Here is a 14,249-nt window from a genome sequence, read left to right on the forward strand (position 1 = left end):
TGTTGGCAAATTGAATTGAAAATAGGTATAATAAGATTAGCAATTCAGTTAAGGAGGAATTTTGAATGAGTGATCGTCAAGCAGCGTTAGATATGGCGTTAAAACAAATAGAGAAGCAATTCGGTAAAGGTTCAATTATGAAATTAGGAGAACAAGCGGAGCGTAGAGTTTCTACAGTTTCTAGTGGCTCTTTAGCACTTGATGTGGCATTAGGGGTAGGCGGATACCCACGCGGCCGTATTATCGAAATTTATGGACCTGAAAGTTCAGGTAAAACAACAGTTTCATTACATGCAATTGCAGAAGTACAACGTCAAGGTGGACAAGCGGCGTTCATTGACGCGGAGCACGCAATGGATCCTGTATATGCACAAAAATTAGGTGTTAATATCGATGAATTACTATTATCACAACCTGATACAGGGGAGCAAGGTTTAGAAATCGCAGAAGCACTTGTACGAAGTGGCGCGGTTGATATTATCGTAATTGACTCTGTAGCAGCTCTTGTACCGAAAGCTGAGATCGAAGGAGACATGGGTGACTCACACGTAGGTCTACAAGCTCGTTTAATGTCTCAAGCACTTCGTAAACTTTCAGGTGCAATTAATAAATCAAAAACAATCGCAATCTTTATTAACCAAATTCGTGAAAAAGTTGGGGTTATGTTCGGGAACCCAGAAACAACTCCAGGTGGTCGTGCGTTGAAATTCTATTCAACTGTTCGTCTTGAAGTGCGTCGTGCTGAGCAATTAAAGCAAGGTAATGACATCGTTGGTAATAAAACAAAAGTAAAAGTAGTTAAAAATAAAGTAGCACCACCATTCCGTGTTGCTGAAGTTGATATTATGTACGGAGAAGGTATTTCAAGAGAAGGTGAAATCTTAGATATGGCTTCTGAACTTGATATCGTTCAAAAGAGTGGTGCTTGGTACTCTTATAATGAAGAGCGTTTAGGGCAAGGTCGTGAAAATTCTAAGCAGTTCTTAAAAGAGAATACGGATTTAAGAGAGGAAATTGCCTTCTTTGTTCGTGACCATCACGGAATTAGTGAAGATTCTGGTGCTGAAAGCACGGAAGATTCAAATCTTCTTGATTAAAAATAAAAGACACGGCTTCGTGTCTTTTATTTTTGTATCATTATGAAAGCGTTGTATATCGTTGCAGATAAAATATTTAATCTACCTAAAAGGTTATGTATAAAGAGTGATATATGCACGTTTTACATGAACAAACTGGAATTTACTAAGGTTTTCCAGGATAATATGCTATCTGCTTTTTAAATTCATATATGAATTAGGGCTGAAGGTAAAGAAAGTAAAAGTAGACAACGCTTGACAATGAAAATTGCGATAGATACAATGAGAATGTATATTTTTTCTTATATACGAAACACTCTTCTCAAGAAGAGAAGTAATATTCGGAGTAAGACTTAAATCTTGCCGAAATAATAATATGACATTTTAATTGTGAAATGAAGAAAGTCCCTTAAAAAAGCGGGACGACGGTCTTTGCTGTATGTTGGTATTCAATGTACATGCCGACAGTCTTTTTTCATTCATAGCAAGGGGAGGTGAAATCATGAGTAGTACTGCAGTTTGGATACTCATCTCCATTTTGCTTGCAACAGTCGGTGCAGTTGTTGGCTTTTTTGTTCGAAAGTCTATTGCTGAAGCGAAGATTAATGGTGCAGCTAATGAAGCGAAACGTATTATAGATGAAGCGAATCGTGAGGCTGAAGCACTTAAGAAAGAAGCGCTTTTAGAAGCAAAGGATGAAATTCATACACTTCGTACAGAAGCTGAATTAGAAATTCGTGACCGTAGAAGCGAATTACAAAAACAAGAAAATCGTTTAATGCAAAAAGAAGAGAACCTTGATCGTAAAGACGAAACGCTCGATAAACGCGAGCAACAGTTAGAAAAGAAAGAGGATTCTCTTGTAGCGAGACAACAACAGATTGAAGAGTTGGAAAGCAAAGTGGGAGAGTTAGTTCAAAAGCAACAAACAGAATTAGAGCGCATTTCCAATCTGACACGCGAACAAGCGAAAGCAATTATTCTTGGTAAAGTAGAAAGTGAAGTTTCTCATGAAATTGCCGTAATGGTAAAAGAAAGTGAAGTTCGTGCGAAAGAAGAAGCGGATAAGAAAGCAAAAGAGATTTTATCTCTTGCTATGCAGAGATGTGCAGCTGATCATGTTGCTGAAACAACCGTTTCGGTTGTAAATCTTCCAAATGACGAAATGAAGGGACGTATTATCGGACGTGAAGGTCGAAATATCCGTACGTTAGAAACGTTAACAGGTATTGACCTAATTATCGATGATACACCAGAAGCAGTTATCCTTTCTGGATTTGACCCAATTCGTCGTGAAACAGCTCGTATCGCTCTTGATAAACTAGTACAGGACGGACGTATTCACCCAGCGCGTATTGAAGAGATGGTCGAAAAATCAAGACGTGAAGTGGACGAGTATATTCGCGAAGTCGGAGAGCAAACAACGTTTGAAGTGGGTGTTCACGGATTACATCCAGATTTAATTAAAATTTTAGGTCGTTTGAAATACCGTACAAGTTACGGTCAAAACGTCTTAAAACACTCTATGGAAGTTGCGTATTTAACTGGACTTATGGCAGCAGAGCTTGGTGAGGACGAAAAACTAGCAAGACGTGCGGGTCTATTACATGATATCGGTAAAGCGATTGACCATGAAGTAGAAGGTAGCCACGTTGAAATTGGTGTTGAACTCGCAACGAAATATAAAGAGCATCCTGTAGTTATAAACAGTATTGCATCTCACCATGGGGACACAGAACCAACTTCTATCATTGCAGTTTTAGTTGCAGCAGCAGATGCATTATCAGCTGCAAGACCTGGAGCTCGTAGTGAAACACTTGAGAACTATATTCGTCGTCTTGAAAAGTTAGAAGAGATTTCAGAGTCTTATGAAGGCGTAGAAAAATCATTCGCAATTCAAGCAGGAAGAGAAGTTCGTATTCTGGTAAAACCAGATACAATCGATGATTTAGAAGCTCATCGTTTAGCTCGTGATATTCGAAAACGTATTGAAAATGAACTGGATTACCCAGGACATATTAAAGTAACTGTTATTCGTGAAACACGTGCAGTGGAATACGCAAAATAAAGTGGTGAAACACCACTTTATTTTTTTGTGTTGGAATTGGTTAAAATAAAGGAAATTAGTTATATCTAGTATACAAGTGAAACAAACTTATAATAAATATATTGTAAGGAAATCACTTGAAGCTATAGTAATAAAAAATGTAGTACATAGGAAGGGTAAGACATATGAGAATATTATTTGTTGGGGATGTAGTAGGATCTCCTGGTAGAGGTATGATTCAACAATACGTACCGGCATTAAAGAAGAAATATACACCTACAGTAACCATTATTAATGGAGAAAATGCAGCAGGTGGACGTGGAATTACAGAGAAAATATACCGAAACTTTTTAGAATGCGGGGCACAAGCGGTTACACTTGGAAACCATGCTTGGGATAACCGTGAAGTATTTGAATTTATTGATGATGCAAAATATCTTGCAAGGCCAGCTAACTTCCCAGAAGGAACTCCAGGAAAAGGGCTTATCTTTGTGAACTGTAATGGAACAGAAGTTGCAGTTATTAACTTACAAGGACGTACATTCCTTCCTCCAATCGATTGTCCATTCCGTAAAGTGGACGAATTAATTGACATTGCGAAAAAACGTACGAATATTATCTTTGTTGATTTCCATGCGGAAACTACAAGTGAAAAACAAGCGTTAGGTTGGTATGTAGATGGTCGTGCTACAGCGGTAGTAGGTACACATACGCATGTTCCTACAGCAGATAATCGTATTTTACCAAGCGGAACGGCATATATTACAGATGTTGGTATGACAGGACCGTACGATGGAATTTTAGGTATGGACCGAGAAGCAGTATTGAAGAAGTTTTTAACAAACTTACCAGTACGATTTGAAGTAACAAATGGTAGAACACAATTAAGTGCAGTGCTAATTGATGTGGATCCTAATACAGGAAAAGCTAAGAAAATTCAGCGTATCTTAATTAATGATGATCAACCATTTTTCGAGTAATTTTTGACTAAAATTTAGATAAGTTATTATTTTTTAATTTTTTAGAAAAATTACAGAAATTTAGCAGGAATACGCGTCATTCCTCGTGAATATAAGTTAAAGTGAAATAATTGCTAATACTTTTTAGAGAAACGAGGAGGAAACGCGGAATGGAAATATTAAAAGTTAAAGCAACGTCGGTCCCTAATTCTGTAGCTGGTGCACTTGCAGGTGTTATTCGCGAACGCGGAACAGCAGAAATTCAAGCCATTGGTGCAGGTGCATTGAACCAAGCGGTAAAGGCAGTAGCAATTGCAAGAGGATTTGTAGCGCCTAGTGGTTTGGACCTGATTTGTATCCCAGCGTTTACAGATATTATGATTGATGGGGAAGAACGTACAGCGATAAAATTAATTGTAGAACCTCGTTAAGTTTAAACAACCTGTTTGCAGTATGCAAACAGGTTGTTTTTATAATGGAGGAATGGAAATGAAAATTTTTGATGCTCATTGCGATGTACTCCTTCAGTTATGGAGTGCACAGGGGAAAAGGGATTTTAAAAATGATCCGCAATTACATATTACATTTGAACAGTTAAAGAGAAGAAAAGGAAGTATACAATGTTTTGCTATATATGTGCCAGAAACGGTAGCGTATGAAAAACGGTTTGAAGCAGCATTACAAATGGTAGATATTTTTTATAATGAAATTTTGTCACTACCAGGTATGAAGTTAATTCAGACAAAAGATGATATTAACATGTTAAAACAGGACGAGATTGGAGCGATATTAACACTAGAAGGATGCGAAGCACTTGGGAAAGATGCAATGAAATTACGGTTGTTTTATCGCCTAGGAGTACGTTCCTTTGGATTAACATGGAATTATGCCAATCTACTAGCTGATGGTGCCCTAGAGACACGTGGGGCGGGTTTAACGACTTTTGGTAAACACGTTGTACAAGAACTTAATACGTTGCATGCATGGGCTGATGTGTCTCATCTGAATGAAAGAAGCTTTTGGGATGTGATAGAAGTTGCAACAAATCCGATTGCCTCCCACTCAAATTGCATGAAACTTTGTCAGCATCCACGTAATTTAAACGATGAACAACTTAAAGCTCTTATAAAGCAAAATAGTATAATCGGTGTCACTTTCGTACCACAGTTTCTAACAAGTGAAAAACAAGCGAATATAGCAGATATAGTAAGGCATATTGAATATATTTGTTCATTAGGTGGAGAGAACAATATAGGGTTTGGTTCCGATTTTGATGGGATATTAGAAACGGTTGTAAATGTATCAGCGTATCGAGAGTATGAAAATGTAATGAATGAACTTTGTAAACACTATGCTGCATCTACAGTAGAGCGATTTTTATATGATAATTTTGTTGAACGTATAAGTTTTTAAGATTTTTGTTTTAAAAATCCAGAAAAATTAGAATTAATTCATTTGATATTATTGCTTTTTTTAAGACCTAATACTAGAATGAAAAACAAAATAGCTTTATACTAAAGATTCAGGGAAATCAGAAGAGGCATAATTTGCGTCCGTTGTAGTTTATTTGCATAAAAAATGCTAAACTATTACTGTAAAAAATACACTACAATGAATGCAGCCAAAAGGGGTGTAGGAGATGATTAGTCAACTTTCATGGAAAGTTGGAGGCCAACAAGGTGAAGGAATTGAAAGTACAGGAGAAATCTTCTGTATTGCATTAAACCGATTAGGATATTACCTATACGGTTACCGCCACTTCTCATCACGTATTAAAGGCGGCCATACAAATAATAAAATTCGTGTAAGTACAACAGAAGTACGCGCGATCTCAGATGATTTAGATATTTTAATTGCTTTTGATCAAGAAACAATTGATTTTAACTTCCACGAACTACGTCCAGGTGGAATTGTAGTTGCAGATGCGAAATTTAATCCAACAATACCTGATAATACAGATGTAAATCTATATGTGATACCGTTTACAGATATTGCTTCAGAATTAGGTACATCATTAATGAAAAACATGGTTGCTGTGGGAGCATCAAGTGCGGTATTAGGATTAGATGAAACAGCTTATTTAGATGTTGTTGAAGAGATCTTTGGTCGTAAAGGAGAGCAAGTCGTTCAAAAAAATATGGACGCAATTAAGCGCGGCTCTCAATATATGAAAGAATTGCTAGGTGAGAAAGTGAACATGATGCAGCTGGAAAAAGCTGATGGTAAGAAACGCATGTTTATGATTGGAAACGATGCAATCGCATTTGGTGCGGTAGCTGGTGGTGCTCGCTTTATGTCTGCATATCCAATTACACCTGCATCTGAAATTATGGAATACTTAATTAAAAAATTGCCGAAAGTTGGCGGGACAGTAATCCAAACTGAGGATGAAATCGCAGCTTGTACAATGGCAATCGGTGCAAACTATGCTGGTGTTCGTACTTTAACTGCATCTGCTGGTCCGGGTCTATCTTTAATGATGGAAGCGATTGGTTTAGCGGGTATTACAGAAACACCATTAGTAATTGTTGATACACAACGTGGTGGTCCAAGTACAGGATTACCAACGAAACAAGAGCAGTCGGATTTAATGGCGATGATTTACGGTACGCACGGTGAGATTCCAAAAATCGTAATGGCGCCAAGTACAGTTGAAGAAGCTTTCTATGATATTGTAGAAGCATTTAACTTATCTGAAGAATATCAAGTACCTGTTATTTTCTTAACAGATTTACAGCTTTCTTTAGGAAAACAAACGGTAGAACCACTTAAGTTAGATAAAGTGGAAATTCGTCGTGGTAAGCTTGATTTAGAAGCAGAATTACCAGAACGTGAAAATAAAGCATACTTCAAGCGTTATGAAGTAACAGAAGATGGCGTTTCACCACGTGTTTTACCTGGTATGAAAAATGGTGTTCACCATGTTACAGGTGTAGAACATGATGAAACTGGTAAACCATCTGAATCAGCAATAAACCGTAAAGATCAAATGGACAAACGTTTCCGCAAAATGGAGAACTTGAAGTTTAATACCCCTGTCTATAAAAATGTTAAGCATGAAGAAGCAGACGTATTGCTTGTTGGATTTAACTCAACTCGTGGTGCGATCGAGGAAGCAATGGAGCGATTAGAACAAGAAGGTATGAAAGTAAACCATGCTCATGTGCGTTTAATTCACCCGTTCCCAACAGCTGAAATCGATCCACTTGTGAAAAATGCGAAGCGTGTTGTAGTGGTAGAAAACAACGCAACAGGTCAGCTTGCTAACATTATGAAAATGAATCTTGGTAACGGTGAGAAAATTTCTAGTCTTTTAAAATATGATGGAAACCCATTCTTGCCGAAAGAGATTTACAACGAATGCAAAAAAGGGGTTGTATTAAATGGCAACATTTAAGGACTTTCGTAACAGTGTAAAACCAAACTGGTGCCCAGGTTGCGGAGACTTCTCGGTGCAAGCTGCAATTCAACGTGCGGCAGCTAACGTTGGCTTAAATCCAGATGAACTTGCTGTTATTTCTGGTATCGGCTGTTCAGGTCGTATTTCAGGTTATATTAATTCATATGGTGTGCATAGTATTCATGGTCGTGCCCTTCCAATTGCACAAGGTGTAAAAATGGCAAACCGTGATTTAACAGTTATCGCATCAGGTGGTGACGGTGATGGATTTGCGATCGGTATGGGACATACAATCCATTCTATTCGTCGTAACATCGACATTACGTATATCGTAATGGATAACCAAATTTACGGATTAACAAAAGGGCAAACTTCACCACGTAGTGAAGCTGGATTTAAAACGAAAAGTACACCACAAGGTTCAATTGAACCGTCACTAAATGTTATGGAAATGGCTTTAACAGCTGGTGCAACATTTGTGGCGCAAAGCTTTTCAAGTGATTTAAAAGAATTAACACAAATTATTGAAGCTGGTATTAACCATAAAGGATTTTCATTAATTAACGTGTTCAGCCCATGTGTTACTTACAATAAAGTAAATACTTACGATTGGTTTAAAGAGAATTTAACAAAACTAAGTACAGTAGAGGGATATGATTCGTCTAATCGCATGATGGCTATGCAAACATTAATGGAGAATAACGGGTTAGTAACAGGTTTAATTTATCAAAATACAGCGCAACCTTCATATCAAGAACTTGTAAAAGGCTATAGTGAGAAGCCTTTAGTGCAATCTGATCTAAATATGGATCAGAAAATGTTTGATGAACTTGTTGCTGAATTTATGTAATGTAAGAAGGAAAGGTTGCCATGTGGCAACCTTTTTTAATGGGAAAAATATAGGATAGTCTTATTTACTTAGAAAATTCAGAATGGTAAAATAATATGTAAATCGTTGTATGAAAATGGTGAGTTCATTGCATATGAAATGTAAAATCAGACAGAGCCTCTTTCTTGTTTAAATTGGCGAAACGCTTCATACTATGGTAATGTTTATAGAGATAAAGCAATATGTTTTTGGGTAGGACAAATAAAAGGGAATGTCTATTTGCGTGGGGAAGACTTCATTCTTATGAATGATTAGATTGGTTACTCAAGTTTCAAAGGACAAGTTATCTCTCAAGCTATCTAACCATTTTTGAGGTGAGTCTAAGCGCATTAAAATGGACTATAGAGTGTGTATAGTTAAGGGTGAAAGGAGATTACCGATGAACGAGCAACAACGATTAGCAAGTCAGCAAGCAAATTCCTCTACGAAAAAAGAAGAGAAAGATTATAGCAAATACTTTGAAAGTGTATACCAACCACCTTCCTTAAAAGACGCGAAAAAACGAGGGAAAGAAGAAGTTAAAATTGAACGGGATTTTGGCTTACCTGAAGAGTTTCGCAATTTTGGTATAGGAAGAAAGTTTTATATTCGTACATATGGTTGTCAAATGAATGAGCATGATACAGAAGTAATGGCTGGTATTTTCACTGCACTTGGATATGAACCAACCTTTTCAACTGAAGATGCAGATGTAGTATTATTAAATACTTGTGCCATTCGTGAAAATGCTGAAAATAAAGTGTTCGGTGAACTAGGTCATTTAAAGGCACTAAAACGAAGAAATCCGGACCTTTTAATTGGTGTATGTGGTTGTATGTCTCAAGAGGAGTCTGTTGTAAATAAAATTATGCAAAAAAATCAGCATGTAGATATGGTGTTTGGAACGCATAATATTCATAGATTACCGTACATTCTAAAGGATGCAATGTTCTCGAAGGAGACGGTAGTTGAAGTTTGGTCAAAAGAAGGAGACGTAATTGAAAACCTTCCGAAAGTACGCCGTGGTGATATTAAAGCTTGGGTAAATATCATGTATGGCTGTGATAAGTTCTGTACATATTGTATCGTACCGTATACACGCGGAAAAGAGCGAAGCAGACGTCCAGAAGATATTATCCAAGAGATTCGCCATTTAGCTGCAAATGGTTATAAAGAAATTACGTTACTTGGACAGAACGTAAATGCATATGGTAAAGACTTTGAAGATATAGAATATGGTCTTGGCGACTTAATGGACGAACTCCGCAAAGTTGATATAGCTCGTATTCGTTTTACAACGAGCCATCCGCGCGATTTCGATGATCACTTAATTGAAGTGCTTGGAAAAGGTGGAAACTTAGTAGAACATATTCACTTACCAGTTCAATCTGGAAGCACAGAGATGTTAAAAATTATGGCGCGAAAATATTCGCGCGAGCATTATTTAGAGCTTGTAAGAAAAATTAAAGAAGCAATTCCAAACGCGGTATTAACAACCGATATTATCGTCGGTTTCCCAAATGAAACAGATGAGCAATTTGAAGAAACGATGTCGTTATATCGTGAAGTAGGATTTGATACTGCCTTTACCTTTATTTATTCTCCGCGCGAAGGTACACCAGCTGCAAAAATGAAAGATAATGTACCGATGGATGTGAAGAAAGAACGTCTTCAACGCTTAAATGCATTAGTAAATAAATTGGCAATTGAAAAGAATGATGGTTATAAAGGTCAAATTGTAGAAGTATTAGTTGATGGGGAAAGTAAAAATAACGCGGAAGTACTTGCAGGTTATACTCGTACGAATAAACTTGTAAACTTCGTTGCTCCAAAATCTTTAATTGGTCAGCTTGTGAAAGTAAAAGTAACGGACGCAAAAACTTGGTCTCTTAACGGAGAACTAGTTGAAGAGCCGATTGAGGTGGAATAATAGATGAAAGCATATACGAAAGATGAAATTGTTGAGCAAGCAAAAGAATTAGCAAAAATGATTTCTGAAACAGAAGAAGTTGATTTCTTTAAGAAAGCAGAGGCACAAATTCATAAAAATGAAAATGTAAAGCGCGCAATTGATGAAATTAAAGCACTGCAAAAACAAGCAGTAAACTTGCAGCATTACGGAAAATGGGAAGCTTTGAAAAAAGTAGAAGCTGAAATTGATGCATTGCAAGATAAGTTAGATAGCATCCCGGTTGTACAAGAATTTAAATCTTCACAAACATATGTAAATGACTTGCTACAGCTAGTTGCAAGTACGATTTCTAACAACGTAACAGATGAAATATTAATTTCAACGAATGGCGATGTATTGAAGGGCGAAACGGGCGCAGCGGTAGAAAGTAAAAAAGGAAATTGTGGTTGTTAAAGAGATGTCGAATTGACATCTCTTTTTTTAGTGAATTAAACGTAAGTTCTTCTCAAAAAAAGAATGACACATTCCGCTATTGTCACGCATATGATTAAGTGAATAGTGATTGAGGAGGGTTACGAATGTCCGAATTTAGAGAGATTATTACAAAAGCAGTGGTTGGAAAAGGACGTAAGTATACAAAGTCAACGCATACATGTGAATCGAATAATGAACCAACAAGTATTTTAGGGTGCTGGGTAATTAACCACTCGTACGAAGCAAGAAAGAATGGAAAGCATGTGGAAATTGAAGGTTTCTATGATGTGAACACTTGGTATTCATTTGATGGCAATACAAAGACAGAAGTTGTAACAGAGCGTGTGAACTACACGGATGAAGTAAGCATTGGGTATCGTGATAAAAACTTTTCTGGTGATGATTTAGAAATTATTGCTCGTGTCATTCAGCCACCAAATTGTTTAGAAGCTCTTGTATCACCAAATGGTAATAAAATTGTTGTAACTGTAGAACGTGAATTTGTAACAGAAGTAGTTGGCGAAACGAAAATTTGTGTAAGTGTAAACCCTGAAGGTTGTGTAGAATCAGACGAAGATTTCCAAATCGATGATGATGAGTTTGAAGAATTAGATCCGAACTTTATCGTTGATGCAGAAGAAGAGTAATAGAAAGCTAGGGAGAAGTTCTTCCTAGCTTTTTACTTTACATAAGTGATGCTTGAATGAACATGATTCCTTATGAAATGTGCTATAATGAGGAAAGACTCCTGAAATAGGAGATATGGATGTCCGTGAAATGTGACATATATATAAATTGATTACTATGTAAGAATTATGGAGGAAAAGTATGACGCAATATACCCCTATGATACAGCAATATTTAAAGGTTAAGGCAGACTATCAAGATGCCTTTTTATTTTTCCGATTAGGTGATTTTTATGAAATGTTCTTTGAAGATGCGGTTAAAGCAGCTCATGAACTTGAAATTACATTAACGAGCCGAGATGGTGGTAGTAGTGATCGTATACCGATGTGCGGTGTACCGCATCATGCGGCTAAAAACTATATTGAACAACTTGTTGAAAAAGGATATAAAGTAGCGGTTTGTGAGCAAGTAGAAGATCCGAAAACAGCTAAAGGTGTAGTGCGCCGTGAAGTCGTGCAACTCATTACGCCCGGAACGATGATGGAAGGGCGTACGATTGATGAGAAAGAAAATAACTTCTTAGCAGCATTAACACATTTTGAAGATGGATCGTATGCTTTAGCTTGTAATGATTTAACGACTGGACAAAATACAGTAACGTTATTGACTGGTTCAGTAGAAGATATTTTATTAGAAGTGTATGCAACTGGTTCGAAAGAAATTGTTGTAGATTCTTCATTCTCTAAAGATGAACTAAACAAGTTAACTGAAACGTTAAAAATGACGATTTCATATGAAGATGCAACGGCAATTCCTGAAGGATTAGAACACCTTGTGAAAAATGTTTCACAAGCAAAGTTAATTAAAGCAGTTGGACGCTTATTTAACTATGTAATAAGAACGCAAAAACGGTCATTAGATCATTTACAGCCAGTGGAAATTTATTATACGAATCAGTTTATGAAAATTGACGTGCATTCAAAGCGAAATTTAGAGCTGACAGAAACACTTCGAACGAAAGAAAAAACAGGATCGTTATTATGGCTATTAGATAAGACGAAAACGGCTATGGGTGGTCGTATGTTAAAACAGTGGATGGAACGTCCGCTTATACAAAAAGAAAGAATTGAAGAGCGTTTAGAAATGGTTGAAACGTTTGTAAATGATTACTTCTTACGTGAAGATTTAAAAGAAAAGTTAAAAGAAGTATATGATTTAGAACGTTTGGCAGGGAAAGTTGCATTTGGTAATGTGAATGCACGTGACTTATTACAGTTAAGACGATCTTTGCTTCAAGTACCAGCTATTTTGGAAGCGATTAGTCTGTTAGATAACGCGTATGCAGCAAGGTTAATTCAAGGTGCAGATCCATGCGAGAGCTTAACAGAATTACTAGGAAGAAGTATTCAAGAAAACCCACCGCTTTCTATTAAAGATGGAGATATTATTAAAGACGGTTATAATGACAAGCTTGATCAATATCGTTACGTTAGTAAAAACGGAAAAACGTGGATTGCTGAGCTTGAAAAACGAGAGCGCGATATTACAGGAGTTAAATCGTTAAAAATCGGGTACAATCGTATTTTCGGTTACTACATTGAAGTAACGAAAGCGAACCTTGCAGCATTACCAGAAGGCCGTTATGAGCGTAAACAAACGCTTGCAAATGCGGAACGTTTCATTACAGATGAACTAAAAGAAAAAGAAACATTAATCTTAGAAGCAGAAGAAAAAATTGTACAACTAGAATACGATTTATTTACAGCGCTTCGTGAAGAAGTAAAAGTATTTATTCCGAAATTACAACATTTAGCGAAAGTAATTAGTGAATTAGACGTACTGCAAAGTTTCGCGACAGTTAGTGAAGAAGAACAGTTCGTAAAACCTGTACTAACAACGAAGCGTGAAATCTTTATTAAAGATGGCCGTCATCCTGTCGTTGAAAAAGTATTGAACGGGAAATTGTATGTACCGAATGACTGTATTATGCCAGAGAAGATGGATGTCTTTTTAATTACAGGACCGAACATGTCTGGTAAAAGTACGTATATGAGACAACTAGCACTTGTAACTGTTATGTCGCAAATTGGTTGTTTCGTACCGGCAACAGAAGCGGTATTACCTGTATTTGATCAAATCTTTACGAGAATTGGTGCAGCGGATGATTTAATTTCAGGTCAAAGTACATTTATGGTTGAAATGTTAGAAGCAAAAAATGCCATTGCAAACGCATCAGAAAGAAGTTTAATTTTATTCGATGAAATTGGACGCGGTACATCTACGTATGATGGTATGGCACTTGCACAAGCAATCATTGAACATATTCACGACCAAATTGGGGCAAAAACGTTATTCTCTACGCATTATCATGAATTGACGGTGCTAGAAGAAAGTTTAGATCAACTGAAGAATGTACACGTTTCAGCTATTGAAGAGAACGGAAAAGTAGTATTCCTTCATAAAATTCAAGACGGTGCAGCTGATAAAAGTTACGGAATTCACGTTGCGCAACTTGCAGAGCTCCCAGATAGCTTAATCACTCGTGCGAAAGAAGTATTAGCGCAACTAGAAGGACAAGAAGAAATTATTATTCCAAAGCGTGTAGAAGTGAAAGCGCAGGCGAAAGAAGTTATTCCAGAGCCTGTAGTTGTAAAAGAAGAACCAGTAGAAATAGAAGAGACGAAAGCAGAGACTGAAGAAGAATCACAACTATCATTCTTTGGCGGAGAACAATCTTCGAAAAAACAAGACAAGCCAGTTTTAGATGCAAAAGAAACGGCAGTACTGACGCAAATTAAAAAAATTGATTTACTTGATATGACACCTTTAGAAGCGATGAACGAACTGTATCGCTTGCAGAAAAAGTTAAAGAAAGGATGAGTAAGT

General features: G+C 36.9%; 11 protein-coding genes. All 11 read left to right on the plus strand.

What is annotated here, in order from left to right; all coding sequences use genetic code 11:
* Nucleotides 1-65: 65 nt before the first annotated feature.
* The 11 genes from recA (at nucleotide 66) to mutS (ending at nucleotide 14,243) form a co-directional block, all read left to right on the plus strand.
* Entirely contained in the window at nucleotides 66-1,097 is a 1,032-nt protein-coding gene (recA, locus tag AC3WTI_RS23900; protein ID WP_087958636.1) for a recombinase RecA, read from the plus strand.
* A 481-nt stretch (nucleotides 1,098-1,578) separates the two neighbouring features.
* Nucleotides 1,579-3,144, plus strand: a complete 1,566-nt coding sequence (gene rny / locus AC3WTI_RS23905; RefSeq protein WP_000099355.1) for a ribonuclease Y — start codon at nucleotides 1,579-1,581, stop codon at nucleotides 3,142-3,144.
* A 164-nt stretch (nucleotides 3,145-3,308) separates the two neighbouring features.
* Nucleotides 3,309-4,103, plus strand: a complete 795-nt coding sequence (locus tag AC3WTI_RS23910) for a TIGR00282 family metallophosphoesterase (protein WP_048530450.1) — start codon at nucleotides 3,309-3,311, stop codon at nucleotides 4,101-4,103.
* A 149-nt stretch (nucleotides 4,104-4,252) separates the two neighbouring features.
* Nucleotides 4,253-4,513, plus strand: coding sequence for a stage V sporulation protein SpoVS (gene spoVS, locus AC3WTI_RS23915; protein ID WP_000404341.1), 261 nt, complete (start codon nucleotides 4,253-4,255; stop codon nucleotides 4,511-4,513).
* 22 nt (nucleotides 4,514-4,535) lie between these two features.
* Complete coding sequence (locus tag AC3WTI_RS23920; RefSeq protein WP_142286749.1) at nucleotides 4,536-5,495, plus strand: dipeptidase; 960 nt, start codon at nucleotides 4,536-4,538, stop codon at nucleotides 5,493-5,495.
* Nucleotides 5,496-5,721: 226 nt separating this feature from the next.
* Nucleotides 5,722-7,479 carry a 2-oxoacid:acceptor oxidoreductase subunit alpha gene (locus AC3WTI_RS23925; protein WP_087958638.1) on the plus strand — a complete coding sequence of 586 codons (1,758 nt, stop codon included), beginning with the start codon at nucleotides 5,722-5,724 and terminating at the stop codon, nucleotides 7,477-7,479.
* On the plus strand, nucleotides 7,466-8,332 hold the full coding sequence (locus AC3WTI_RS23930) for a 2-oxoacid:ferredoxin oxidoreductase subunit beta (RefSeq protein ID WP_000190157.1): 867 nt from the start codon (nucleotides 7,466-7,468) through the stop codon (nucleotides 8,330-8,332). The genes AC3WTI_RS23925 and AC3WTI_RS23930 overlap by 14 nt, the downstream gene beginning before the upstream one ends.
* Nucleotides 8,333-8,750: 418 nt before the next feature.
* Complete coding sequence (gene miaB, locus AC3WTI_RS23935) at nucleotides 8,751-10,280, plus strand: tRNA (N6-isopentenyl adenosine(37)-C2)-methylthiotransferase MiaB (protein WP_087958639.1); 1,530 nt, start codon at nucleotides 8,751-8,753, stop codon at nucleotides 10,278-10,280.
* A 3-nt stretch (nucleotides 10,281-10,283) separates the two neighbouring features.
* Nucleotides 10,284-10,715: a YlbF/YmcA family competence regulator gene (locus AC3WTI_RS23940; protein WP_060631942.1), complete on the plus strand. Its 432-nt coding sequence runs from the start codon at nucleotides 10,284-10,286 to the stop codon at nucleotides 10,713-10,715.
* Between the two features lie 125 nt (nucleotides 10,716-10,840).
* A complete protein-coding gene (cotE, locus tag AC3WTI_RS23945; protein WP_001288800.1) occupies nucleotides 10,841-11,383 on the plus strand; it encodes an outer spore coat protein CotE in 543 nt (180 codons plus the stop codon).
* 181 nt (nucleotides 11,384-11,564) lie between these two features.
* Nucleotides 11,565-14,243, plus strand: coding sequence for a DNA mismatch repair protein MutS (gene mutS / locus AC3WTI_RS23950; RefSeq protein ID WP_087958640.1), 2,679 nt, complete (start codon nucleotides 11,565-11,567; stop codon nucleotides 14,241-14,243).
* Nucleotides 14,244-14,249 lie beyond the last annotated feature (6 nt).

The sequence above is a fragment of the Bacillus sp. EB106-02-03-XG38 genome, from assembly GCF_058792175.1.

Coding starts and splice junctions, on each gene's coding strand:
- AC3WTI_RS23940 (WP_060631942.1), top strand. CDS start 10,284: ATGAAAGCATATACGAAAGATGAAATTGTTGAGCAAGCAAAAGAATTA.
- spoVS (WP_000404341.1), top strand. CDS start 4,253: ATGGAAATATTAAAAGTTAAAGCAACGTCGGTCCCTAATTCTGTAGCT.
- mutS (WP_087958640.1), top strand. CDS start 11,565: ATGACGCAATATACCCCTATGATACAGCAATATTTAAAGGTTAAGGCA.
- AC3WTI_RS23920 (WP_142286749.1), top strand. CDS start 4,536: ATGCAAACAGGTTGTTTTTATAATGGAGGAATGGAAATGAAAATTTTT.
- AC3WTI_RS23925 (WP_087958638.1), top strand. CDS start 5,722: ATGATTAGTCAACTTTCATGGAAAGTTGGAGGCCAACAAGGTGAAGGA.
- recA (WP_087958636.1), top strand. CDS start 66: ATGAGTGATCGTCAAGCAGCGTTAGATATGGCGTTAAAACAAATAGAG.
- rny (WP_000099355.1), top strand. CDS start 1,579: ATGAGTAGTACTGCAGTTTGGATACTCATCTCCATTTTGCTTGCAACA.
- miaB (WP_087958639.1), top strand. CDS start 8,751: ATGAACGAGCAACAACGATTAGCAAGTCAGCAAGCAAATTCCTCTACG.
- cotE (WP_001288800.1), top strand. CDS start 10,841: ATGTCCGAATTTAGAGAGATTATTACAAAAGCAGTGGTTGGAAAAGGA.
- AC3WTI_RS23910 (WP_048530450.1), top strand. CDS start 3,309: ATGAGAATATTATTTGTTGGGGATGTAGTAGGATCTCCTGGTAGAGGT.
- AC3WTI_RS23930 (WP_000190157.1), top strand. CDS start 7,466: ATGGCAACATTTAAGGACTTTCGTAACAGTGTAAAACCAAACTGGTGC.